The sequence below is a fragment of the uncultured Roseobacter sp. genome (genome assembly GCF_947495025.1).
GTDB lineage: Bacteria > Pseudomonadota > Alphaproteobacteria > Rhodobacterales > Rhodobacteraceae > Roseobacter.
Map to the genome: position 1 here is coordinate 190,702 of NZ_CANLXG010000001.1, position 22,635 is coordinate 213,336.

Sequence of the window (22,635 nt, forward strand, 5' to 3'; positions counted from 1 at the left end):
GTGGCAACGCGGCTCAGAACACAGCAGTGTGGTTGAACCCGATCAGAGATGCGGCCAGGGCGGCTTCAATTCCGCCAAAAATCAGCACTTTCTGCGTCGGAGGCGCGTCCAGCGCAAGCGACACCAGACGACCCAGTGCAGCACCGACAAAAGCAAAGCCGATCATCGCATGGGCAACCGGGTCACCGATAACAATGGCCGCTGCGCCTGCAATAACAAACAACCCGCCCATAGAGGCGCGGAGTTCTGAAAGCCCCATCGTTGATCCGGTGGTTTCCAGGTCCAGAGCTGCAGCCGTATACCGCGGTGCCAGGAACCCGAAAAGGCCGAAGGCGATGGTCAGCACACAACAGATGATACTTACGATTTCTCCCATGCCGGAGATCTAGGTGGTTTCCCGGCAACTGCAAGAACACTGCGAAAGGAATTGATATTCAACGATTCAATCAGTGGTAGAAATGAGGTAAATGCGTCATCAGACTTCCGGAACCTGCCCGTCTGTGTTATGGTTGATGTGTCGGAGGGAGAGCCGGCAACTGTAAATTGCGTATTTTATTTTGTGCCGGTACCGGGGCGCGCTGTGTGTGCTGCCTTGTGGCCTTACGCGGTGGTCGTACGCGGCTGCCGTGGATTTGAATTATTGGAATTTTCCGGGAGTGTTACGCACCAGGCGTTTCCTGCCCGTTCGGAGGTTGCGATGTCAGGCATCGGAATTTCAGACTCTGCGGTCGATGTTGCAGGATGGCTGCTGCGCTGTGTTGGCGCGGGCAGCGTTCTGATAACCGAAACTCTGGAGGATCGACATGTGGTGCATGCGCACCGCGGCCCGCGCCTGCCAGAGCATCTGCGTCACGAGCTGCCCATAGGGTATCCGGTGTGCGAACACACAGTTGCAATGGGGTTCCCTCTGGTCGTCGATGACGCTTTCAACCACCCACTGCTTCGCGGGAACCCGGCCGTTTCTGAACTGGGTATAGGGTCGTACGCCGGAGCACCGATGTTCCGTGAAAACGGCGAAGCTGCCGGAACCGTCTGCGCGATGTTACCTCATATCCATCGCTGGCGCCCCGAGCAGATAGAGGCCATTCTGACGGCGACAAAAACAGCAGAAAAACTTCTGTTCAGAAGCCGCCCGGCCCGGCGCTGGTATTGACATCTTTCTGACTACACTTAAGGTTGAGAATATCTTTACGGAATGTTAATTCCGCCTTCCAGAATTCAGTGCGATCCTACACCTCTATGTCTTCGAGCCTTATCTCAACCGGCAAGTCCGACCATCCGGGGCTGTCAGACGAAGAAGACGTGTTCGCGGTCGACACTGTGCTCAGTGACGCCGAGAAAGCGCATATTGTCCGTTCCTTTTTTGACCTGGCCGATGCGGTTATGGACGAAGTGCGGGATGATATTGAGCAGAGCGAGTCACTGTCACTGATGCGTATCGGCGAACTGATCGACAAACACAGTCAGCCCGGGTCGGCCCGACACATGAAGAACATCTGGCGTGCGCTGCAGTATCTTGTCGATGCATCGCTCGACGAACGTGCGGCTGCCGAAGAAGCCGCCCGCGGCACAGTTACGACAAGACCCGGCAGGCCTGACGGCTCACTCTGACGCTGCCCGCGCCTTTGCTTCAAAGACACTCGTTGCAAGCGCCTGCGTTTCCTGTTCGAGAGACGAAAGGGCTTCCTGTGTCTTCAGGCCGTGATGCTCTTCAAGGGCATCGGCAATTGCAGTGTGGATTTCGACGATTCTGCTGCGGGATCTGGCTGTAAATGTAATCATATTCATCAGCGGCTGCATCGCCTCTACCGCGCCGGCGAGTTGATAACTCAGCACCGGGTTGCAGGCGCCATCCACCAGCGCCCGGTGAAAGGCCACGTCTGACGCACAGAAAGCCTCGTCCGTGAGGCCGGGCTGGCCCTGACGGTGAATTTCTGCGCGCATCGTGGCCAGGTGGTCAGGGGTCCGCCGTTCCGCAGACAGCGGTGCGCAGGCCCGTTCCAGCGCATAGCGTGCTTCGCATGCGGTCTCGAATTTAACCGCGTTCATGCTGAGCAGCAGGGTCGAAGTGGTGATCTGCTGCGGATAGGCGGCCTCAAAGCTCAGGCGGTTCACAAATGCGCCACCCGTGGCACCGCGCTGCGTGCGGATGAGGCTTTGAGCCGCGAGCCGCTTGAGCGCTTCGCGCACTGTCGGCCGGGACACATTGAAGTGCTCGGCCAGTTCAGCCTCCGAGGGCAGGCGTTCGTCGACGATCAGTGTGCCGTCAACAATTGCATCACGGATGGCACCCGCAATCTGGGCGGACAGATCAGCAGGACTGTCAGGATCAATTTTCATATGTCTTACATTTATTGTTTGCCCGTTTTCTAATTGTCTGGCATTTGAAAGGCAAGAACAAGGGACTCACCATGCAGGGCATACTCCGCTCCACTCTCTGGCTCGGCTTCTTCGCGGCGATCCTCGCGGCGTGGTGGGTCATGTATGCCATGAGTGTGGATATGGACGTTGATCTGCTGGGGCGCCCGGGTGAAATCGGCGCGCGCATGGCGGCGATGGACCCGCGGATGCCCATGTACATGCCAATGGCAAACTTCGGGCCGCTGTTTGCGATGTGGGCGATCATGATGGCGGCAATGATGCTGCCAACGCTGGTGCCGACGCTGCGGGCCTATGAGGACCTGATGCACAGTGCCAACGGCACGCGGGCAGGGTGGCTGGCCGTTCTGCTGGGATATTTCATCGTCTGGGTCGCCTTTGCGGCGCTGATCACCGGCGCGCAGCTCGCTCTGCTTTTCGGCGGCGTCGTCGACATGCTTGGCATTGCGAAATCGCCGTGGTTTGCCGGTGGGCTGCTGGGTGCAGTTGGCCTCTTTCAGTTCACCCGCACCAAAGAATTGTGTCACGGTGTCTGTCATGCACCGGCGATGTATTTCCTGGGGCACTGGCGTACCGGCTTTGCCGGCGGTCTGCGCATGGGTCTCGGTCTGGGCGCCTATTGCGTCGGCTGCTGCTGGGGGTTCATGGCGCTGGGATTTGTCGGCGGGGTCATGAACCTCGCCTGGATGGGACTCGCCACGCTTTTCATGGTGATCGAAAAGCTGCCTCAGGTAGGGCATTATGTGACACGGCCAATGGGCTTTGCGCTGGTTCCTGCAGGTCTCGCCCTGCCGGTCTGGCACATCTTTACGGGAGGATAGGACATGGCGACCAACAGAAAGCCCGATGCGGACCGGCTGAAAATCAGTCAGCGCATCGACCAGAGAATGCCGAACCCCAAACGGCGGCAGTCAACTCCGACGGAATGGGCCATCAAGGGCGAGCTTTTCCTGAACTGCTCCTGTACGGTTTTCTGCCCCTGTGTGGTCAGCCTTGGTGCGCACCCACCAACCGAAGGTCACTGTCATGCCTGGATGGCGATTGCCATTGACGAGGGTCACTATGAGGGCGAGAGCCTTGCCGGTCTGAACATCGGCCTGCTGGTCGATATTCCGGGCCGCATGGGCGAAGGGAACTGGAAAGTGGCCGCCTATGTCGACGAACGCGCCACCGGAAAGGCCTATAACGGTATTCTCCAGATTTTCTCGGGCGCTGCGGGCGGCACGACCGGTCTCTTTACGATGCTGGTGAGCGAGATCATCGGTGCCGAGCGCGCACCTGTCGAGATTGTACGCGAGGGTAACCGCAGGTCGATCATGATCGGCCGTAAGATCCAGGGTGAGATCGAGATGGTTGCGGGCAAGGACCCCGCGCATCCCGTTATGGTCAGCAACTCCAAATACTGGATGGGTCCCGACATCATCGCAGCGACCGGCCTGAAAAGCCGGGTGCGCGATTACGGACGTGTCTGGGACTTTGGCGGAAAATCGGCGGAGATCTGTCCGATCGACTGGAAAGGTCCCAAGGCGTGATCGACCCGGGATATGTGCGGACCATGGCCCGTTACAACAGCTGGCAGAACAGCCAGCTGATCCCGTTGCTTGAGTCTCTGCCGGTCAAGGAACTGACAAAGAACAGAGGCGCATTCTTCGGCAGTCTGCTGGAGACTGCCAACCATCTGCTCTGGGGCGATACCATGTGGATGAGCCGGTTTGATCCGTCGGTTGAAAAACCAAAGGCGGATATATCCGGAAGTGCACAGATCCATCCGACAGTAGGATCCTGGGCAGCAGAAAGGTTCCGTATGGACGGCAAAATCCGGTACTGGGCTGACAGTCTGCGGCAACTGGATATGACCAACGAGCTGTCATTTTACTCCAGCGTTCTGGACCGTGATGTCAGAGCGCCGCTGGCCCCGTCTATTGTGCATTTCTTCAACCACCAGACCCACCACAGGGGCCAGATCCACGCCATGCTGACCGCTGCGGGTCAGACAGCGCCGGTCTCTGATCTCTTTCTCATGCCAGAGGATGCCTGAAATGGCGTTTATTTCTCCTTCCCGCCGCCTGCGCCGGACCCCTTTCTCGGACGGTGTCGAAGCCGCCGGCGTCAAGGCGTACACGGTCTATAACCGGATGCTGCTGCCAACAGTTTTCGAAAGTGTTGAGGCGGATTACCACCACCTGAAAAACCATGTTCAGGTCTGGGACGTATCGGTCGAACGCCAGGTCGAGCTGCGTGGCCCGGATGCGGCGCGCCTGATGCAGATGCTCACACCACGCGACCTGCGGGGCATGCTGCCGGGCCGCTGTTTTTATGTGCCGATCGTTGACGAGACCGGCGGAATGCTCAACGATCCCGTTGCTGTAAAACTGGCCGAAGACCGCTGGTGGATTTCTATTGCTGACAGTGACCTGCTGCTCTGGGTCAAGGGTATCGCAAACGGTTACAGACTGGATGTGCTGGTCGACGAACCCGACGTTTCGCCGCTGGCGGTGCAGGGCCCGAAGGCAGACGAGCTGATGGTGCGGATCTTTGGCGAGACCATCAGAGACGTAAAGTTCTTTCGTTTCGGCCTCTTTGAGTTCGAAGGCCGGGAGCTGGTGGTGGCCCGGTCCGGTTATTCGAAGCAGGGCGGCTTTGAGATTTATGTTGAGGGCGCCGATCTGGGAATGCCGCTGTGGAACGCTCTTTTCGCCGCGGGCGAAGACCTGCAGGTTCGGGCCGGCTGCCCCAATGCGATCGAGCGTATCGAGGGTGGGTTGCTGTCTTACGGCAATGACATGACGGACGACAACACGCCGCACGAATGCGGCCTCGGCCGGTTCTGCGACACGCAGACAGCTATCGGCTGTATCGGCCGGGACGCATTGCTGCGGGTTGCAAAGGAAGGGCCGGTTCAGCAGGTGCGCGCCATTGCGATAGACGGCGATCCGGTGCCTGGCTCTGACCGGGCATGGCCGCTTTTTGCCAGCGGGCGCCGCGTCGGACAGATTACCTCCGCGGCGTGGAGTCCGGACTATCATACCAATGTATCAATCGGCATGGTGCGGATGACCCACTGGGACACCGGCACCGAACTTGAGGTCGAAACGCCTGACGGGATGCGGCGCGCAACGGTTCAGCCTGGGTTCTGGATCTGATACCAGACAGGTAACGCCCCTGCGGCACGACCGGAAATGATGACAAACGGGGCCGAGCGCCCGGAAGGAGATAACGATGTTTAACGCACTGGTGGTCAGCAAGGATGAGGACAGCGGCAAGACCTCGGCGGCTGTACAGGAAATCAGTACCGAACAGCTGCCCGCAGGCGATGTAACTGTTGCAGTCGAGTATTCGACTGTGAACTACAAGGATGGTCTGTGTATCGGGCCTGGTGGTGGTCTTGTACGGAACTATCCGCATGTGCCGGGCATCGATTTCGCCGGTACCGTCGAAAGCTCGGACGATTCACGCTATAAACCCGGTGACAAGGTCGTGCTGACCGGCTGGCGCGTCGGCGAGGTGCACTGGGGTGGATATGCCCAGAAAGCGCGCGTAAAGGCCGACTGGCTGGTGCCGCTGCCCGATGGCCTTGATACACGTCAGGCGATGGCGGTGGGCACCGCCGGCTTTACGTCGATGCTGGCCGTAATGGCACTTGAGGATCACGGTCTCAGACCCGGTGACGGCCCGGTTCTGGTCACGGGCGCTGCCGGTGGTGTCGGGTCGGTCGCTGTGGCGATCCTTGCTGCTCTGGGCCATGAAGTTGCGGGTGTCACAGGACGTCCTGAAACCGCAGACTATCTGACATCGCTCGGTGCCACCCAGATCGTTGCCCGCGAAGAGATTAATGAAACAGTCAAACGCCCGCTCGAGGCTGAAAGCTGGGCGGGCTGTGTCGATGCTGTCGGGGGAGCAATGCTGGCCCGCGTGCTGGGGCAGATGAAATATGGTGCGTCGGTCTCGGCTGTCGGCCTTGCCGGAGGGGCCGGGCTGCCGGCCACCGTCATTCCGTTCCTGCTGCGCGGTGTGAACCTGCTGGGCATCGATTCGGTGATGCAGCCTTATGATAACCGTCTGCGGGCCTGGCAGCGTATTGCGGACGACCTGCCGATGGACAAGCTTGAAGCGATGGTACAGCCCGCCACGCTCTCTGACCTGCCACAGCTGGGTGCTGACATTCTGAAAGGCCAGGTCAAGGGCAGGGTCGTTGTCGACGTAAATGCCTGATGTTTCTGTGCCAGGGGGGGCGCCCGTGCCGGGTGGCAGCCCCCGGCCACCACAGCCGGGCCGCCCGGTCGGGCGGGTGAACTCCCTGCTGCCTCAGGCAACTGCGGCTATGACAGATTGACCGATCTGCTACATCGGCCGTAGCCTGACTCTGGCGGGCAATGGAATGCGACGATGCTGATGGAGACTTATCTGATCTACCTCGCGGCGGTCGCGGTTTTCTTTGCGACACCACCCGACACCAGCCAGCTGCTCATTATTTCAAACAGTGTCAGATACGGACTGCGGCGCAGTGCCTTTACAATTGCCGGAGATCTCGTCGCAAACAGCCTTCAGATGACCTGCGCGGCGTTCGGACTTGCCGCTGTCATCGCCACGTCGGCCGAAGCATTCGTCTGGATAAAATGGCTGGGTGTTGCCTATCTGGTCTGGCTTGGCGTTCAGCTTCTGCTGTCCCGTGCCCGACCCGGTGATGTTGCAGCCGATCAGTCCGGTCAGGCATTCCGGTTGTTCCGGCAGGGCTTTGTGACATCTCTGGCGAACCCTTTTGCAGTGGTTTTTTTCGGTGCCCTTTTTCCGCAGTTTATCGACCCTGCGATGCCCGTACTGCCCCAGCTTGTTCTTCTGGGCATCACGTATCTGGCCGTCGACGGCGCCATATTGCTTCTGTGGGCCTGGCTCGGGCAGCGGGCTGCTGCAGCGCTCAGCCAGTTCTCTTTCGGCCTGCTGAACAAAATATGCGGTGGCCTAATGATTGCGGCGGCGGCTCTGCTGGCAGGTAAGGATTTTCAGCCTGATAATCAGATGCCAGCCAGATAGACAGCGGCCACACGAGGGCATTTGCCTAATGGCAGAGCGGCAGGCACGTTTCCGATGATGGCAAAGTCGCCCACTCAGTTGTGCAGAAGGCAAGAGGCCCTCACCGCGGCCCGGTATGGTCTGGCGCGGGCCGGCCGGCGCAGAGCGGGCGTGGCATGATCACAAACAGACCGGTGGCCCGGTGAGTTTTTAAAGTCGCACGACCGATTGCCAGCAGCCTTCGCCGGCAGATGTGTTCCCTGACCGGTGGAGGACTGACTTCGCTCTGTGCGCTGACTGGTTCCGGGTCGCAGGACAGGGCTCTGTCACAACTCTCTGAGCTTTCGCGTTCCGGAAATACGTCAGATCCGGGTCTCCCGGTGTACGGCGACCGGGACCGAAAAGACCGGTTCTAAGGGTCAGAAGCATGTGTCGCCCCGGAGCAGATGTCAGCGCGGTACAGACTACAGGTTTGCGACATACATGGCCGGTCAGCTTTTGTGGAAACCGGCCTCTTGACGCCAGCGCCTGACCGGACAACGGTGCGGGCATGACACTTGATACAGACTTCGTCCGGGCGCAGTTTCCGGCCTTTGGTGAACCGGCTCTTGCAGGGCAGGCATTCTTTGAAAACGCAGGCGGTTCCTATACCTGCCGGCAGGTGATTGACCGGCTCATGCGGTTCTATACCGAGCGCAAGGTCCAGCCCTATGCACCCTACGAGGCGAGCCGTCTCGGCGGTGAGGAGATGGATGAGGCACGCACCCGGATGGCGGCCATTCTGGGCGTGGCCGGGGATGAGCTGAGCTTTGGCCCCTCGACGACACAGAATACATATGTGCTGGCCCAGGCCTTTGCCGGGATGATGCAGCCGGGTGAGGCCATCGTTGTCACCAATCAGGACCACGAGGCAAACACAGGGCCCTGGCGGCGCCTGGCCGAACGGGGAATCGAAATCCGTGAATGGAAGATAAGTCCGGATACCGGCCATCTGGATCCGGATGATCTGGAGAACCTGCTGGACGAAAGCGTGCGTCTTGTGTGTTTCCCGCACTGCTCCAACGTGGTGGGAGAGATCAATGCGGTGACGGAAATCACCGCGCTGGCGCACGCGGCGGGTGCTTTTACTTGCGTCGACGGCGTTTCCTACGCGCCGCACGGGTTTCCGGATGTGGGTGCGCTGGGACCGGACATCTATCTGTTCTCGGCCTACAAAACGTACGGTCCTCACCAGGGCCTGATGGTTATCCGGCGCACCCTTGCAGAACTGCTGCCCAACCAGGGGCATCACTTTAACGGGGACAGTCTGTACAAACGCTTCACGCCCGCCGGGCCGGATCATGCCCAGGTCGCGGCCTGCGCGGGCATGGCAGACTATGTTGATACGCTTTACGCGCATCATTTCGACGAAGACGCGGCGCCCACTGTGCGCGGACAGGCTGTGCATGATCTGATGCGTGCGCAGGAAGTGTCCCTGCTTCAGCCCCTTCTGGATGCGGTCTCAGCGCGCAATTCTGTCCGGCTGCTGGGCCCCGACAGGGCCGAAAACCGTGCGCCGACTGTGGCTTTGTCGCTGAACCGGGATGGCGAAGAGGTGGCTGCAGCGCTGGCAGAGCATGGGATTATGGCCGGAGGCGGCGATTTCTATGCCGGGCGTGCGCTCGGGGCGATGGGGGTGGATATGCGGCACGGTGTACTGCGGCTGAGTTTCACCCATTACACCACCCGTGCAGAAGTCGAAAAACTGACCGTTGCGCTGGATCGTGTTCTTTGAGCAGATTTTCCTGATCCATGTGCTCATGGCATCCGTATTCCAGTTAAGACTTTGGAAAGGGTCAGGGTTTGAGCAGTTCACCGGTAATTCTGTGGTTTCGCCGTGATCTTCGTCTGAGCGATCATGCCGCGCTCGCTGCGGCGGCTGCGACAGGGCGAGCTGTCATCCCTGTTTTCATCCATGACAAACAGGTTGAAGAACTCGGCGCAGCCCCGAAATGGCGTCTGGAGCTTGGTGTCGGGCATTTTGCCAGGCGTCTTGACGCTCTCGGCAGCCGTCTGATCCTGCGGCGCGGGGATGCGCTGGCTGTTCTGCGCGAACTGATTGCAGAAACCGGTGCCGGTGCTGTCTGGTGGTCGCGCCTTTATGATCCGGACGCGGTTTCGCGGGACAGCGAGATAAAATCAAATCTGAAGGACGCGGGGGTCGACGCGCGTTCTTTCGGTGGCCATCTGATGTTTGAACCCTGGACGGTTGAGACAAAAACCGGTGGGTATTACCGGGTCTACACACCATTCTGGAACTCCGTAAAGACACGGGATGTCGAGGCACCGGTGCCCGCGCCCGCAACACTTGCCGCGCCTGACAGCTGGCCTTTGGGCGATGCGCTGGACGACTGGCACATGAGCGATGCCATGAACCGGGGTGCCGACGTGGTGCGCCCCTGGGTCCGGCTGGGCGAGGACGCAGCCCAGGACCGTCTGCAGACGTTCATGTCAGATATCGTTGCGCGCTATGATACGACGCGCGACCTGCCGGGTGTCGACGGAACCTCCGGGCTGTCCGAGAACCTGGCGCTGGGAGAGATAAGCCCGCACCAGTGCTGGCATGCCGGACGGCGGGCAATGGAAGAGGGGCGCGCCGGGGCGGAAACGTTCCTGAAGGAGCTGGTATGGCGTGAGTTTGCCTATCACCTGATGCATCACACGCCGCATATCCTGACATCGAACTGGAAAGAGGACTGGAACGCCTTTCCCTGGAACACCGATGCCCAGGCTGAAAAAGTTGTGGCATGGAAACAGGGCAGGACGGGTATCCGGTTTGTCGATGCCGCGATGCGCGAACTCTACGTCACCGGCCGGATGCACAACCGCGGCCGTATGATCGTGGCCAGCTATCTGACCAAGCACCTGCTGACGGACTGGAAAATCGGTCTGGACTGGTTTGCTGACTGCCTGATCGACTGGGACCCTGCCAGCAATGCGATGGGCTGGCAGTGGTCGGCTGGCTCAGGCCCGGATGCCACTCCCTATTTCCGCATCTTCAACCCGGTCACACAGCTCGAAAAATTCGATGGGGACAAAACCTATGTCCGCCGGTGGATTGCCGAAGGGTACAAAGACCCGTCAGACACGGCTGTGTCCTTCTACAGGGCCATTCCGCAATCGTGGGGGCTGTCACCGGACGACAGATATCCCGCTCCGGTAGTGCCCGCGGACGAAGGTCGCAAAATCGCGCTTTCTGCCTACGAAAACAGGGGCTTCTGAAACTCTGTGTCTCAGGTTAACGTATTTCTGTAAACTGCCATGCCGCAAGAACGAACGGAACACCGATCTATGATCCTCACCTCCACTGACGGCCAGACCGGACTGCCGCGATACTTTGCCCGTGTCTTTGCAATGTCGCAGCAGATGAACAACGGCCGCATTGATTTTGTTCTGCCGGATGGCCGGCGATTTCGTGCAGAGGGCAGGCACCCCGGACCTGTGGCCGAGATGGACATTCACAACGACGATCTCTTTGCCCGTCTGATCCGGGAAGGTGATCTGGGATTCTGTGACGCCTATCTCGACAACTGGTGGTCTACCCCTGATCTTCAGGCCTTTATGGATCTGGTGCACGCGGATAACGAAGACATCTACGACGGTTTTCCTGGTATGGCGCTGGTGCGCAACTTTGAAAAATTCCGCTTCTGGCTTCAGCGTAACAACAAGACGCAGGCGCGGCGGAACATCAGTTATCACTATGATCTGGGCAACGAGTTCTATGGCCTGTGGCTGGATGACACGATGACTTATTCTTCGGCGCTGTTCGAGACAGGTCAGGAAAGCACCGAAAATGCCCAGACAGCAAAATACAGGTCCATGGTGGATCAGATGGGCGTCAAACCCGGCGATCATATCCTTGAGATCGGTTGCGGCTGGGGTGGGTTTGCCGAATATGCTGCCAAAGAGCGCGGGCTGAAGGTCACAGGGCTCACCATCAGCGAAGAGCAGTTTAAATACGCCAGAGAACGCATTGAAAATGCAGGTCTTTCTGATCTTGTTACCTTCAAGCTGCAGGATTACCGCGACGAGGACGGTACCTATGACGGGATCGCATCCATCGAAATGTTCGAGGCTGTCGGCGAGAAATACTGGCCCGTTTACTTTGATACCGTGCGCGAACGTCTGAAGCCGGGCAAAACCGCCACCCTGCAGATCATCACTGTCGCTGACCGCCGGTGGCAGGTTTACAAGCGCGGTGTCGATTTCATCCAGAAATACATCTTTCCGGGCGGTATGCTGCCCAGCCCGGGCGCGCTGAAGTCACAGATACACCGGGCAGGTCTCGGGATTGAGCGCTCTGTTGAGTTTGGTCACAGCTATTCGATCACCCTGCGTCGCTGGCATGAGACGTTCAACGAACGGTGGGATCAGGTCAGTGCTATGGGCTTTGACGAGCGGTTCCGCCGCATGTGGAACTTCTATCTGACCTCCTGCGCGTCGACTTTTGAAAGCTCCAACTGCGATGTCACCCAGATTACGGTGCGCCGCCCGGGCTGAAAAATTCCCTGAAAATGCCCCGGATTAACCCTTTTTGAGCCAGCTGTGTGGAATAAACAGTGCTGACCTGCGCCCGTGTGGCGACAGGCAGGCAGTACACAGGCAGTTTCACAGGAGTGGTTATGCCAGACGCAGCAAAACTCATTGCAGGCATCCTGATCGGTTTGCTCGGGCTGATTGTGTCCTTTCAGGTCATGCCGCTGTTTCCGGAAAGCACGGCATTCGGGAACTTCGCCTATTACAATGCCTTTATCGGTCTGCTGACCGGATGGGTCGTCATGGGCAAACGCGCTGGCCGCGGCATTACGGCTGCGATCAACAACGGTTTCGGCGGCGCGCTGATGCTCGTGTTGTGGGGCCTCTTTATTCACTCGTGCTATCAGATGTTCGATCGTGCCATGGACAACTGGTACAACGGCGCCTTTGTAGCGCTGGCGGCGATTTTCGAATTCATGGCTGAATATGCCCTGATGCTGATCAACCCGCTGGTGATCTTTACCCTGATTGCCGGGGGCATCATTTCCGGGCTTGCGACAGAGTTTGCATGGCGCACCTGGCGCTGATATGCGCGCGCCATGGCGCACTCTCTCTTCTTCTTCGGAACACTCTGCCACCCACCGCTTCTTGAGGCGGTGGCCGGCAATACTGATCATCTGACACTGACGCCCGCCGCGATGCCGGGATACTCCGTGCATGCGGTGGCCGAAGGGTCGTTTCCGGCCATAGCCCTCAATGCCGGTGCGAAGGCAACAGGTATACTGGCCGAAGGTCTGCGCGACGATGATCTCGCGCGGCTGAATTATTACGAAAGCGCATTTGGTTACACGCTGGAAGACGGCACACTCGAAGGCGGCCAACGGGTGCAGGTCTACATGCCGCCAAAAAACACTCTGACCCTTCAGGGCCCCTGGCAGGTAGGCGAATGGGCGGATGCGCATGGTCGCCTCAGCGTTATTGCCGCCAGGGAAGTTATGACCTACCGGCACAGCAAAACGCCGGCGCAAATCTCGGAGATGTTCCCGATGATCAGGGCGCGGGCGTGGTCTGCCATGAACGCAGAACACAGTGTACATGGCGCGCGTACGCTCAGCGGCAGCGTGACCGTGGCGAATATGCGCCGCCCCTATGCGAACTACTTCGCGCTCGAGGAATACGATCTCTGTCACGAGCGGTTTGACGGCAGCATGACACCCGAAGTGATGCGCGCGGTGTTCCGTGCACCGGATGCCACACTTGTGCTGCCCTATGACCCGGTACGGGACCGGGTTCTGCTGGTCGAGCAGATGCGCATGGGGCCGCTGGCAAGGGGCGACCGCACGTTGTGGCAGCTTGAGCCTGTTGCGGGGCGGCTTGACCCCGGCGAAGCGCCACAGGATGCCGCACGGCGCGAGGCGCTCGAGGAAGCGGGTCTGGAGATCGGTGAGATGTTCCCTGTGGCTGAAGCCTATTGTTCTCCGGGCAACTCGTCGGAATTCTACTACATTTATGTGGGTTTTGCGGATCTGCCGGACACCGTTACAGGCACCGGCGGTCTGGCCGAGGAAGAAGAGGACATCCGTTCGCATGTCATGGCCTTTGATGACCTGATGCAGATGTGCGACCAGCTGCAACTGGCCAACGCACCGTTGATTATGTCTGCCTACTGGCTTGCACGGCACCGTGACCGGTTGCGCGCAATGGCTTGAGGTCACCGGTCTGCAGGGCTAGGTATCGGTCAGGCAGTGATAAGGGGCACATCCATGCAAGTCATGAACGATCTGGCGCAGGCTATCGGAAACACACCGCTGATCCGGCTGAACCAGGCCAGTGAGGCCACAGGATGCGAGATCCTTGGCAAGGCAGAGTTCCTGAACCCGGGCCAGTCGGTCAAGGACCGTGCCGCGCTGTTCATTATCCGTGATGCGATCGAGAAGGGCACGCTGCGTCCGGGAGGCACGATCGTCGAGGGCACAGCAGGCAACACCGGCATCGGTCTGGCCCTTGTGGGTGCATCCATGGGGTTCCGCACCGTCATTGTGATCCCCGAGACCCAGAGCGAAGAAAAAAAGGACATGCTGCGCCTGGCCGGTGCTGAGCTTATTCAGGTTCCTGCCGTGCCCTATGCCAACCCCAACAATTACGTGAAGTATTCAGGCCGGCTGGCGGAACGGCTGGCCCAGTCTGACCCGAACGGTGCGATCTGGGCCAACCAGTTTGACAATGTCGCCAACCGGCGAGCGCATGTTGAGACGACCGGTCCGGAAATCTGGGAGCAGACCGGGGGTAAGGTTGATGGTTTCATCTGTGCGGTCGGATCTGGCGGGACGCTGGCCGGTGTGGGCGAGGCGCTCCAGCCGCGCGGCGTGAAAGTTGGCCTGTCCGATCCCGAAGGGTCCGGTCTTTTCAAACTCTATACCGGCGAACAGGCGGGCGGGAATTCGATCACTGAAGGCATCGGGCAGGGGCGGATTACCGCAAATCTCGAGGGTTTCACACCCGATGTGGTCTACAAAGTGCCGGATGCCGAGGCGCTGCCCATTGTGTTCGATCTGCTGCAGAACGAAGGCCTGTGTCTTGGGGGGTCGTCGGGTATCAACATCGCCGGTGCGATGCGCCTCGCGCGCGCGCTTGGTCCGGGCCACACGATCGTGACGATCCTGTGTGATTACGGCACACGCTATCAGTCCAAACTGTTCAATCCGGAGTTCCTGCGCAGCAAAGGCCTGCCTGTGCCTGACTGGCTGGACCGGGCGCTTGCGGACATTCCGGTTGTTTTTGAGGACTCATGACGCGGTTGTCCCGGATATGCCTGACGCTGGTTCTGGTTATCTGGGCCGGTCTGGGTGTCGCACAAGGTCTGAACACAGACGAAAACCCGTTATATCCCTTCTGGGATGACTTTGCAGCGCGCGCCGAGGAGCGGGTCACAGAGGAACAGGTCAGCAATGATGAATTTGAGGAATTGCGTGCGCGCATTGTCGAATTCCGCTCAGAGTTTTCCACCCGCAGGATCGCAAATGCAGAGCGTATCAGTACGCTTCAGGCACAGATCGAAGCACTCGGGCCCGTGCCGGAGAGCGGCGAAGAACCCGGGGATATTGCCGCGCGCCGTGCCGAGCTGAACGCACAGCTCGAGACGCTGCTTGCGCCTGTTCGGGTTGCTGACGAGGCCTTCAGCCGCGCCAACGGGCTGATCGGTGAAATTGATACGATCATCCGCGAGAGACAGACCCGAAGGCTGCTGTCGCTCGGTCCTTCGCCGCTGAATCCGCTGCACTGGCCTCTGGCAATTGCGGATATGGGCCGGGTCTGGACCGACCTGCGGGACGAGATCAGTGCCCTTGGCGATCCGGTAAAGCAGTCTCAGATGCGCGACCGCCTGCCGCTTGTTCTTTTCCTGCTGGCGCTGGCCCTGACGCTGATCGTCCGGGGACGCCCCTGGGCGGGCAAGGTGCTTGGATGGCTGCGGCGCTGGGGTGGGCGCGGTTCGGGTGTCTGGAGTTTTCTGGTCTCGCTTTTCCGGATCATTCTGCCCCTGACCGGATTGCTGTTGCTGACCCACGCTATTCGCATGACCGGGATGGCAGGCAGCAGGATGGACCAGTTGCTTGAGGTCATTCCGCTCTGGGGTGCGCTTCTGCTGGGGTTCAGATGGCTGGCCGAACGGCTGTTCCCGCGCCACGAGGACGACGCTGTGATCCAGCTGTCGGATGACAACAGGTCGCGGGCGCGGATTTATATGCTCCTGCTGTCGCTGCTGTTCGTAACACGCGGCCTGCTCGAGCTGATTTTTGGTCTGGAACAGGCCGCACCGGCGTCCATTGCCGTGGCATCCTTCCCGATTGTCGTTCTGATGGCGATTGTGCTGTTCCTGATGGGGATCATGCTGCGCAGCTACCGGGTCGATGTCGACCCGGATGTGGATGAACAGGCGCGCGGCACCGGCATCGCCCGCGTATTGCGCGTGCTGGGCACCGGCATGATAGTCGTTGCTGTAACGGCACCTGTGATGGCTGCCGCCGGCTATGCCGAAGCCGGCAATGCACTGCTTTATCCCACCGTGCTCAGTCTTCTGATCCTGGGTCTGGTCATGGTACTGCAACGCTTTCTTGCAGACGTATATGGCCTGATCACAGGGCAGGGCGCCGAGGCGCGCGAAGGGCTTGTTGCGATCTTTGCGGGTTTTCTGCTGGTGCTTGCCGCGCTGCCATTTCTGGCGCTGACCTGGGGGGCACGCGTCACCGATCTGACCGAGCTGTGGACACTCTTTCTGCTGGGCTTTGATATCGGCGGGACACGGGTGTCTCCTGGCGATTTCCTGAAGTTTGCCATCATATTTGCCATAGGGTACGGGCTGACCCGCCTGATCCAGAACACGCTGCGCCAGAACGTTCTGCCCAAAACCCGCCTGGACATCGGTGGCCAGAATGCGCTGGTCTCAGGCGTCGGCTATGTTGGGATATTTCTTGCCGCAGTGCTTGCAATAACCGGCGCAGGCATTGATCTGTCAGCATTCGCGATTGTCGCCGGTGCCCTGTCTGTCGGTATCGGCTTCGGCCTTCAGAATATCGTCAACAACTTTGTGTCCGGGATCATCCTTCTGGTCGAACGGCCGATTTCGGAGGGCGACTGGATCGAGGTCGGTGGCCAGATGGGATATGTGCGCGACATTTCTGTGCGTGCCACCCGGATCGAAACCTTTGACCGTACAGATGTCATCGTCCCCAACTCTGATCTCATTTCCGGCACGGTCACGAACTACACGCGGGGCAATACCGTTGGCCGCCTGATCGTGAAGGTGGGCGTGGCATACGGAACAGATACAAAACGTGTGGATGGCATTCTGCGTGAAATCGCAGAGGAGCAGCCGATGGTGCTGAATAATCCTCCACCGAATGTCGTTTTCTCCGGGTTCGGCGCGGATTCGCTGGATTTTGAAATCCGGGTCATTCTTCGGGATGTGAACTGGATTCTGAGTGTCCAGAACGACATCAACCACGCAATCGCAAAGCGGTTCGGGGAGGAGGGGATCGAGATCCCCTTTGCGCAGCGCGATGTGTGGTTGCGAAACCCGGAGGCGCTGAAGGACGATACGTCATGACCAGAATGCTGTTTCGCGATGACCCGTATCTGAAGGAGGCCAGCGCGACGGTCACGTGCCATACGGACCAGGGCGGTATCGTCACAGACGCCTGCATATTCTACCCAACAGGTGGGGGGCAGCCAGGCGACAGTGGCTGGCTGGACTGGGACGGTGGAAGCTGTGCGGTTGCCACGACGGTCAAAGTTGAGGGCGGGAAAATCGTTCTTGTGCCCGACGACCCGGGCAGGCTCCCGCCGGTCGGCGCGACGGTAAACATGCGCCTGGACTGGGACCGGCGGTATGGACATATGCGCATTCACACCGCGCTGCACCTTTTGTCGGTCGCCATTCCTTTCGGCGTTACCGGAGGGTCGGTCGGTACGGACAAGGGGCGCCTCGATTTCGACATGGCCGAGCCGTTGACGGACAAGGACGCCACAGCAGCTGCCATCAATGCGATGATCGCGACCGATGCCCCAGTGACCGAAGACTGGATCACCGGTGAGGAACTCGACGCGCAGCCTGATCTGGTGAAAACGCTTACCGTACAGCCGCCCCGCGGATCAGGACGCATCCGGCTGATCCGCATCGGAGAGGCATCTGCGCCGACGGACCTGCAGCCTTGTGGCGGAACCCATGTTGCGCGTCTTGGCGAAATCGGCAGGGTGCGTCTGGGCAAAAGCGAAAAGAAAGGCCGGATGAACCGTCGCGTTTATCTGCATCTGGATAGCTGAAACGACATTTCAGCAGCGCGAAATTTGCCTCTTGCAAAGCACGGTGCGGGCGCGCTAAACCGCGCCAACGGAGCGGTGGCCGAGTGGTCGAAGGCGCACGCCTGGAAAGTGTGTAGGCGGGAGACCGTCTCCAGGGTTCGAATCCCTGTCGCTCCGCCATACCCCTTTTCAGTAAACCTTCAGCCGTTTCGGGCCGGAACGCCGTGGACAATGCCGTCATTGCGCGCATCACTCAGGACCCGTGCCAACGCGACGTGCTTCTCCTGCTGCAATGAGCCTCTCCCAGGGTGGTCCGGCACACTGACACGAAGATACAGTCAGATATTCGCGACATGTCTCGGGTTCTTCAGGGTGTTGTGCCGGTTCGTTCCCGCCGCCGGTTCCGCCGGACCGTGAAAAATCCGGGGGTAACCCTTTGATTCATGGCTTCAATGCCTGACACCCGCTGCGCTGAAAAAGTGTCAACTCTAGTTTACTATTTACAGTGTCAATTAGTATTGACATACTTTTGGTATCAACCGCGGTGTTCTGCAGCGCTGTTGTGGGTGTGTGGGCGTGGCCGTCCTTTTCTCCGCACGGTCGTTCTCCACTCCCCAATTCAACTATGGAGGAGATCGGATATGTCCGACGATCCAGATAAGGTCTGGCCAACAGGTCTGAACCTTAAAGAAGCTGAAGAGGTTCACAGCTACCTCATTGATGGCACCCGTGTATTCGGTGGCATCGCGCTTCTTGCACACATTCTTGTGGCGTTTTCGACGCCCTGGCTCGGCTAGGGGGTAATTAGAAAATGAACAATGCAAAGATGTGGCTTGTAGTACCCCCGGCTGTAGGGGTGCCAGTGTTTCTTGGTGCAGTTGCGGTGGGCTCTTTTGCAGTTCACGTGGCCGTGCTCAGCAACACGTCCTGGGTGGCGGACTTCCTGTCCGGACAACCCCTTGGAACCGGCGATGAAATGGCTGCGGCCACGACCATCGCTCCGGATGCTGATGTAGCAAAAGCGTCGTATGTTCTGGACCGTGCAGACGGATCCAGGGAAGTGACAGTTGTCCTGCCGGACGGGACTGTTGCGCGCGCGGTGCTTCAGACCCATGAGGTCATGGCTTCAGCGGCTCCGCCAAAAGTGATCGCCACCGATTAGGCGGTTCTATGCCCCGGGCGTCCGCGCCCGTGGGCACTTCCTCCGGAGTCCTGTGGCCGTTCTGATGATGGCGCGGTCCAGGAACCGGAAGAGCTGAGACGGGTCATATGAGCTACCGCACCTTCACTCTGCGAAAGATTGCGTCTGTCGCGCCGCGTTACCTGCCGTTTGCAGATGTCGCGACTGAAGAGGTGCCTCTTTCCCGTCTTTTACGGCTCTCACTTTTTCAGATCACCGTGGGTATGGCGCTTGTGCTGCTGGTCGGCACGCTGAACCGCGTGATGATTGTCGAGCTTGCGGTTCCTGCAACGCTTGTTGCGGGCATGCTGGCCATGCCGCTGCTTTTTGCACCCTTCCGGACCCTGATCGGGTTTCGCTCGGACAACCACCGCTCTGCCCTTGGCTGGCGGCGGGTGCCGTATATCTGGAAAGGCACGATGTACCAGTTCGGTGGTTTCGCCGTTATGCCCTTTGCACTGCTGGTCCTGTCGGGCTACGGCGAGGCCGTTGATGCGCCGCGCTGGGTCGGTCTGGGCTCTGCGGCTCTTGCATTTCTGCTGGTCGGTGCCGGACTGCATATGGTGCAGACGGTCGGCCTCGCCCTGGCGACCGACCTGGTAAAACCCAAGGACCATCCGAAAGTCGTGGGGCTGATGTATGTCATGCTGCTCTTTGGCATGGTCATCAGCGCGCTGATCTATGGCGCACTGCTGACGCATTACACACCCGGCCGGCTGATTCAGGTGATCCAGGGATCGGCGGTCGTGACGGTGGCGCTGAACCTCTTTGCGATGTGGAAACAGGAAAGCCGGAACCGGGACCGCGCGCAGGAAATGGCCAGCGCACCGCAGGTGCAGTTTGCGGATGCCTGGCGCGATCTGGTCGCCCGGCCGGGGACAATGCGCCTTCTGGCAGTCATTGGCTGCGGTACCTTCGGATTTGGCATGGCAGACGTCCTGCTGGAGCCATACGGCGGGCAGGCACTTGGTTTCTCGGTCGCCCAGACAACACAGCTCACAGCAATTTTCGCAGGCGGTACGCTGGCCGGTTTCGGGATTGCCTCGCGCATGCTGAGCCGCGGTGGTTCTGCCGTCAGACTGGCATCGGTCGGGGCTGCGACGGGTATTCCCGGCTTTGCTGCAATCATCATGTCATCCGTTCTGGGCGGTCCGGCACTTTTTGTGGCCGGGGTCCTGGCAACCGGTCTCGGGGCGGGTCTTTTCGGCCACGGAACACTGACTGCCACGATCCGCAGCGCTCCGCCAGATCAGGCCGGACTGTCCATCGGCGCATGGGGCGCGGTTCAGGCGACCTGCGCGGGCATTGGCGTGGCGCTGGCGGGCATTACCCGTGACATTCTTGTGGCAACACCGCAATTTTCGGGACTTCCGCCGCATGCGCCCTACAATTTTGTATTCATGACCGAGATTGCATTTCTCGCACTGGCCATTCTGGTGGCCGTCCCGCTGACAGTACGGCTGACCCGCGCAAAGGCCGTGCATCCTGTTGGCACCCCACAAACCAACCCGGTGGAGGCACCATGACTACGGTAATCACGCGATACTTCGACAGCGCATCCCAGGCACGTGAGGTCTGGCACGAACTTTTGCACCGGGAACGGTTTCCGCTGAGAATTCTGAGCATGCACGAGTCGGCCGACGGGCTGGTGGAAACGCTCACCGGCATGCAGATCCCGGAAAAAACGGCCAAAGCCTATCAGGACAGAATGGCAGATGGTGGTGCAGTGATCATGGTCCGGGCAGGCTACAAGCCTCTTGGCGTTGCCAAAATCACGCGCGAGCTTACCGCCCGGATGGGTGCTGCCGACATGGGCGATCTGGTTCAGGAGGCGAAAATCGCTGATGACCGGCCGCCCACCAGCAGTGTGCTGCGTGATCACCGCCATTTCCTGTACCGGCCCCGCGACCCGTACAGCACGTCACATCACATGGCTGACTGGCCGATTGGCCTGATCAGTCGCCGCAAGCCTTTCAAAGAAATGGTTTTCGAACCACACCAGCGGATGGCAAACTGGCCGATCGACCTTTTGCTGCCGGGCAACAAACGCTACGGTCGCTTCCCGTTCGATTATCTGATCCCGGGTCACAGGTTCCAGGCAAAGTTTCCCTTCGGCCACCTGGTCCGGCATGACAAACGCTATGGTCGTTTTCCCTTTGGCCTGCTCGTGCCGCATACCAGACGCTACGGGCGCTTCCCCTTCGGCTTCCTGGTGCCACATGCCAAACGCTACGGGCGGTTCCCGTTTGATCTGCTGATCAAGGGCGGCAAACGCATGGCAAGCTGGCCGTTCCCGCTGCTGATCAATGGTAAGCAGGGTAAGAACGCCCTGATCCCGGGGCACAGATACCAGGCGAAATTCCCTTTTGATCACCTTGTGCCGCACAGCAAACGATACGGGCGTTTCCCTTTTGGTTTCCTTGTGCCCCACAACCGCCGCTATGGCCGCTTCCCCTTCGGGCTGCTGGTGCCGGGCCATAAATTTATGGCGAAGTTCCCGTTTGGGCACATCGTTCCGGGACACAAACACTATGCCAAATTCCCGTTCGGTCATATTGTGCCCGGCCACAAATATATGGCCAACTTTATTCTGCCGCACACAAAGACCAAAGCAGGCTAGGTAAAAAAGACCCTGAGAGCGCCGATGACCCGGCGGTCTCAGAATGCTGTCGCTGTCGCCGTCAGGGCGACCGGATATCCGGATCATCTTCATGTTTGGCGCCGCACCGGCTCTCCGGTCCGGTGCGGCAGTTTCCGTTCCGAAATGCCATCCGCGCCGTTGCCATTGCCTGCTGGAATCGCCATGTTGGCCGGGACAGCCGCCCGGACGGGACACAGAGATGTCTGCAGGCTCCGGCCGGACAAATGATCCGAAAACAGCAGGGTTGCAGATATGAGATACGAAAGACCGGAAAGCCTCGATCAGGCTTCCGCGATGCTCGCCGCCGAGGCTGGCATCGCCCGCATTCTGGCCGGCGGCACGGATGTGCTGGTGCAGATGAAATCAGAGGTCGTAGAGCCGGATCTGATTGTTGATCTCAAGCATCTTGATGGTATGCGCGATATCCGCGCCGAAGACGGCGGATTTCGCATTGGTGCGGCGGTCTCGGGCGCTGAACTGAACGAGCATGAAGGCGTTTGTGCGCTCTGGCCTGGTGTCGCCGAAGCGCTGGACCTTATCGGGTCAACGCAGGTGCAGGGGCGGGCCACGATGATCGGCAACCTGTGCAACGGCTCGCCTGCGGCAGACAGTGTGCCTGCGCTCTTTGCTGCTGACGCCGTGGTGCGCGTGCACGGACCCGAAGGTGTTCGCGATGTGCCGGTGCAGGAAATCCCCAAAGGGCCGGGGAAAACATCGCTCGGTCGTGGCGACATTATCACGTCGGTGTTCCTTCCTGCGCGCCCGGAGGGTTCGGGCGATGCCTATCTGCGGTTTATTCCGCGCACAGAGATGGATATCGCGGTGGCCAGCGCCGGCGTCAGCCTGACGGTGGACGCAAACGGTGTGATCACGACGGCCCGCGTCGCGGTGGGAGCTGTCGCGCCGACAGTACGCCTGGCAGATGCTGCAGCCGATGCCATCGTCGGAACCGACCTGAACGCGGGTGCTGTCACGGCGCTCAGAGCCGCGGTTGAGGCCGTATGCAGCCCGATTGACGACAAACGGGGTACGGTTGCGTTCCGGACCAGCACGGCGGGTGTTCTCGCGCAAAGAGCGGCAGCGGTCGCCTATGACCGGGCCCGGGGGTAAT

At 59.7% G+C, this 22,635-nt stretch carries 23 protein-coding genes and 1 tRNA gene; 22 read left to right on the top strand and 2 right to left on the bottom strand.

Features of this window, described 5'->3' with window-relative positions; all coding sequences use genetic code 11:
- Positions 1 to 13 precede the first annotated feature (13 nt).
- Positions 14 to 376, bottom strand: coding sequence for a DUF4345 family protein (locus tag Q0792_RS00950; protein ID WP_298835733.1), 363 nt, complete (start codon positions 374 to 376; stop codon positions 14 to 16).
- A gap of 321 nt (positions 377 to 697) precedes the next feature.
- On the opposite strand from Q0792_RS00950, the gene Q0792_RS00955 reads away from it, so the two are divergent.
- On the top strand, positions 698 to 1,153 hold the full coding sequence (locus Q0792_RS00955) for a GAF domain-containing protein (RefSeq protein WP_298835734.1): 456 nt from the start codon (positions 698 to 700) through the stop codon (positions 1,151 to 1,153).
- An 86-nt stretch (positions 1,154 to 1,239) separates the two neighbouring features.
- Positions 1,240 to 1,611 carry a hypothetical protein gene (locus tag Q0792_RS00960; RefSeq protein WP_298835735.1) on the top strand — a complete coding sequence of 124 codons (372 nt, stop codon included), beginning with the start codon at positions 1,240 to 1,242 and terminating at the stop codon, positions 1,609 to 1,611.
- Here the strand turns inward: Q0792_RS00960 and Q0792_RS00965 are convergent.
- A complete protein-coding gene (locus Q0792_RS00965; RefSeq protein WP_298835736.1) occupies positions 1,603 to 2,340 on the bottom strand; it encodes a GntR family transcriptional regulator in 738 nt (245 codons plus the stop codon). The genes Q0792_RS00960 and Q0792_RS00965 overlap by 9 nt on opposite strands.
- A 71-nt stretch (positions 2,341 to 2,411) precedes the next feature.
- On the opposite strand from Q0792_RS00965, the gene Q0792_RS00970 reads away from it, so the two are divergent.
- The 20 genes from Q0792_RS00970 to Q0792_RS01065 all read left to right on the top strand — a co-directional run bounded on the left by Q0792_RS00970 (position 2,412) and on the right by Q0792_RS01065 (position 22,634).
- On the top strand, positions 2,412 to 3,200 hold the full coding sequence (locus tag Q0792_RS00970; protein WP_298835737.1) for a DUF2182 domain-containing protein: 789 nt from the start codon (positions 2,412 to 2,414) through the stop codon (positions 3,198 to 3,200).
- 3 nt (positions 3,201 to 3,203) lie between these two features.
- Positions 3,204 to 3,911 (top strand): DUF1326 domain-containing protein, encoded by a 708-nt coding sequence (locus Q0792_RS00975; protein WP_298835738.1) that lies wholly within the window; start codon positions 3,204 to 3,206, stop codon positions 3,909 to 3,911.
- Positions 3,912 to 3,934: 23 nt separating this feature from the next.
- On the top strand, positions 3,935 to 4,417 hold the full coding sequence (locus Q0792_RS00980; protein ID WP_298835739.1) for a DinB family protein: 483 nt from the start codon (positions 3,935 to 3,937) through the stop codon (positions 4,415 to 4,417).
- Between the two features lies 1 nt (position 4,418).
- On the top strand, positions 4,419 to 5,522 hold the full coding sequence (locus Q0792_RS00985; RefSeq protein ID WP_298835740.1) for a dimethylsulfoniopropionate demethylase: 1,104 nt from the start codon (positions 4,419 to 4,421) through the stop codon (positions 5,520 to 5,522).
- A 76-nt stretch (positions 5,523 to 5,598) separates the two neighbouring features.
- Positions 5,599 to 6,591: an acryloyl-CoA reductase gene (acuI, locus tag Q0792_RS00990; RefSeq protein WP_298835741.1), complete on the top strand. Its 993-nt coding sequence runs from the start codon at positions 5,599 to 5,601 to the stop codon at positions 6,589 to 6,591.
- A gap of 174 nt (positions 6,592 to 6,765) precedes the next feature.
- Positions 6,766 to 7,410: a LysE family translocator gene (locus tag Q0792_RS00995; RefSeq protein ID WP_298835742.1), complete on the top strand. Its 645-nt coding sequence runs from the start codon at positions 6,766 to 6,768 to the stop codon at positions 7,408 to 7,410.
- A 529-nt stretch (positions 7,411 to 7,939) separates the two neighbouring features.
- Positions 7,940 to 9,163 carry an aminotransferase class V-fold PLP-dependent enzyme gene (locus Q0792_RS01000; RefSeq protein ID WP_298835743.1) on the top strand — a complete coding sequence of 408 codons (1,224 nt, stop codon included), beginning with the start codon at positions 7,940 to 7,942 and terminating at the stop codon, positions 9,161 to 9,163.
- A gap of 68 nt (positions 9,164 to 9,231) precedes the next feature.
- Positions 9,232 to 10,650: a deoxyribodipyrimidine photo-lyase gene (locus tag Q0792_RS01005; protein ID WP_298835744.1), complete on the top strand. Its 1,419-nt coding sequence runs from the start codon at positions 9,232 to 9,234 to the stop codon at positions 10,648 to 10,650.
- A gap of 69 nt (positions 10,651 to 10,719) precedes the next feature.
- Positions 10,720 to 11,928, top strand: coding sequence for a cyclopropane-fatty-acyl-phospholipid synthase family protein (locus Q0792_RS01010; RefSeq protein WP_298835745.1), 1,209 nt, complete (start codon positions 10,720 to 10,722; stop codon positions 11,926 to 11,928).
- 122 nt (positions 11,929 to 12,050) lie between these two features.
- Complete coding sequence (locus Q0792_RS01015) at positions 12,051 to 12,491, top strand: TrgA family protein (RefSeq protein ID WP_298835746.1); 441 nt, start codon at positions 12,051 to 12,053, stop codon at positions 12,489 to 12,491.
- 12 nt (positions 12,492 to 12,503) lie between these two features.
- Positions 12,504 to 13,613, top strand: coding sequence for an NUDIX domain-containing protein (locus Q0792_RS01020; RefSeq protein WP_298835747.1), 1,110 nt, complete (start codon positions 12,504 to 12,506; stop codon positions 13,611 to 13,613).
- 54 nt (positions 13,614 to 13,667) lie between these two features.
- Entirely contained in the window at positions 13,668 to 14,696 is a 1,029-nt protein-coding gene (locus Q0792_RS01025) for a cysteine synthase A (RefSeq protein WP_298835748.1), read from the top strand.
- Positions 14,693 to 17,008 carry a DUF3772 domain-containing protein gene (locus Q0792_RS01030; RefSeq protein ID WP_298835749.1) on the top strand — a complete coding sequence of 772 codons (2,316 nt, stop codon included), beginning with the start codon at positions 14,693 to 14,695 and terminating at the stop codon, positions 17,006 to 17,008. Before Q0792_RS01025 ends, Q0792_RS01030 begins: the two co-directional genes overlap by 4 nt.
- Positions 17,005 to 17,724: an alanyl-tRNA editing protein gene (locus Q0792_RS01035; protein WP_298835750.1), complete on the top strand. Its 720-nt coding sequence runs from the start codon at positions 17,005 to 17,007 to the stop codon at positions 17,722 to 17,724. The genes Q0792_RS01030 and Q0792_RS01035 overlap by 4 nt, the downstream gene beginning before the upstream one ends.
- A 69-nt stretch (positions 17,725 to 17,793) precedes the next feature.
- Positions 17,794 to 17,883, top strand: a tRNA-Ser gene (locus Q0792_RS01040).
- A gap of 461 nt (positions 17,884 to 18,344) precedes the next feature.
- Complete coding sequence (locus tag Q0792_RS01045) at positions 18,345 to 18,500, top strand: light-harvesting protein (RefSeq protein WP_298835751.1); 156 nt, start codon at positions 18,345 to 18,347, stop codon at positions 18,498 to 18,500.
- Positions 18,501 to 18,514: 14 nt separating this feature from the next.
- Complete coding sequence (locus Q0792_RS01050) at positions 18,515 to 18,865, top strand: light-harvesting protein (protein ID WP_298835752.1); 351 nt, start codon at positions 18,515 to 18,517, stop codon at positions 18,863 to 18,865.
- A 107-nt stretch (positions 18,866 to 18,972) separates the two neighbouring features.
- A complete protein-coding gene (locus tag Q0792_RS01055) occupies positions 18,973 to 20,409 on the top strand; it encodes a PucC family protein (protein ID WP_298835753.1) in 1,437 nt (478 codons plus the stop codon).
- Complete coding sequence (locus tag Q0792_RS01060; RefSeq protein WP_298835754.1) at positions 20,406 to 21,503, top strand: PucR family transcriptional regulator; 1,098 nt, start codon at positions 20,406 to 20,408, stop codon at positions 21,501 to 21,503. The genes Q0792_RS01055 and Q0792_RS01060 overlap by 4 nt, the downstream gene beginning before the upstream one ends.
- Before the next feature lie 273 nt (positions 21,504 to 21,776).
- Positions 21,777 to 22,634 (top strand): xanthine dehydrogenase family protein subunit M, encoded by an 858-nt coding sequence (locus Q0792_RS01065; RefSeq protein WP_298835755.1) that lies wholly within the window; start codon positions 21,777 to 21,779, stop codon positions 22,632 to 22,634.
- Position 22,635: the final 1 nt, after the last annotated feature.

Bases quoted from the DNA above. Each gene is read 5' to 3' on its own strand.
- Q0792_RS00965 (WP_298835736.1), bottom strand. From the start codon at position 2,340: ATGAAAATTGATCCTGACAGTCCTGCTGATCTGTCCGCCCAGATTGCG.
- Q0792_RS01000 (WP_298835743.1), top strand. From the start codon at position 7,940: ATGACACTTGATACAGACTTCGTCCGGGCGCAGTTTCCGGCCTTTGGT.
- Q0792_RS01045 (WP_298835751.1), top strand. From the start codon at position 18,345: ATGTCCGACGATCCAGATAAGGTCTGGCCAACAGGTCTGAACCTTAAA.
- Q0792_RS00955 (WP_298835734.1), top strand. From the start codon at position 698: ATGTCAGGCATCGGAATTTCAGACTCTGCGGTCGATGTTGCAGGATGG.
- Q0792_RS01035 (WP_298835750.1), top strand. From the start codon at position 17,005: ATGACCAGAATGCTGTTTCGCGATGACCCGTATCTGAAGGAGGCCAGC.
- Q0792_RS01050 (WP_298835752.1), top strand. From the start codon at position 18,515: ATGAACAATGCAAAGATGTGGCTTGTAGTACCCCCGGCTGTAGGGGTG.
- Q0792_RS00975 (WP_298835738.1), top strand. From the start codon at position 3,204: ATGGCGACCAACAGAAAGCCCGATGCGGACCGGCTGAAAATCAGTCAG.
- Q0792_RS01025 (WP_298835748.1), top strand. From the start codon at position 13,668: ATGCAAGTCATGAACGATCTGGCGCAGGCTATCGGAAACACACCGCTG.
- Q0792_RS01030 (WP_298835749.1), top strand. From the start codon at position 14,693: ATGACGCGGTTGTCCCGGATATGCCTGACGCTGGTTCTGGTTATCTGG.
- Q0792_RS01060 (WP_298835754.1), top strand. From the start codon at position 20,406: ATGACTACGGTAATCACGCGATACTTCGACAGCGCATCCCAGGCACGT.
- Q0792_RS00950 (WP_298835733.1), bottom strand. From the start codon at position 376: ATGGGAGAAATCGTAAGTATCATCTGTTGTGTGCTGACCATCGCCTTC.
- Q0792_RS00980 (WP_298835739.1), top strand. From the start codon at position 3,935: ATGGCCCGTTACAACAGCTGGCAGAACAGCCAGCTGATCCCGTTGCTT.
- Q0792_RS01010 (WP_298835745.1), top strand. From the start codon at position 10,720: ATGATCCTCACCTCCACTGACGGCCAGACCGGACTGCCGCGATACTTT.
- Q0792_RS00960 (WP_298835735.1), top strand. From the start codon at position 1,240: ATGTCTTCGAGCCTTATCTCAACCGGCAAGTCCGACCATCCGGGGCTG.
- acuI (WP_298835741.1), top strand. From the start codon at position 5,599: ATGTTTAACGCACTGGTGGTCAGCAAGGATGAGGACAGCGGCAAGACC.
- Q0792_RS00970 (WP_298835737.1), top strand. From the start codon at position 2,412: ATGCAGGGCATACTCCGCTCCACTCTCTGGCTCGGCTTCTTCGCGGCG.
- Q0792_RS01065 (WP_298835755.1), top strand. From the start codon at position 21,777: ATGAGATACGAAAGACCGGAAAGCCTCGATCAGGCTTCCGCGATGCTC.
- Q0792_RS01015 (WP_298835746.1), top strand. From the start codon at position 12,051: ATGCCAGACGCAGCAAAACTCATTGCAGGCATCCTGATCGGTTTGCTC.
- Q0792_RS00985 (WP_298835740.1), top strand. From the start codon at position 4,419: ATGGCGTTTATTTCTCCTTCCCGCCGCCTGCGCCGGACCCCTTTCTCG.
- Q0792_RS01020 (WP_298835747.1), top strand. From the start codon at position 12,504: ATGGCGCACTCTCTCTTCTTCTTCGGAACACTCTGCCACCCACCGCTT.
- Q0792_RS00995 (WP_298835742.1), top strand. From the start codon at position 6,766: ATGCTGATGGAGACTTATCTGATCTACCTCGCGGCGGTCGCGGTTTTC.
- Q0792_RS01055 (WP_298835753.1), top strand. From the start codon at position 18,973: ATGAGCTACCGCACCTTCACTCTGCGAAAGATTGCGTCTGTCGCGCCG.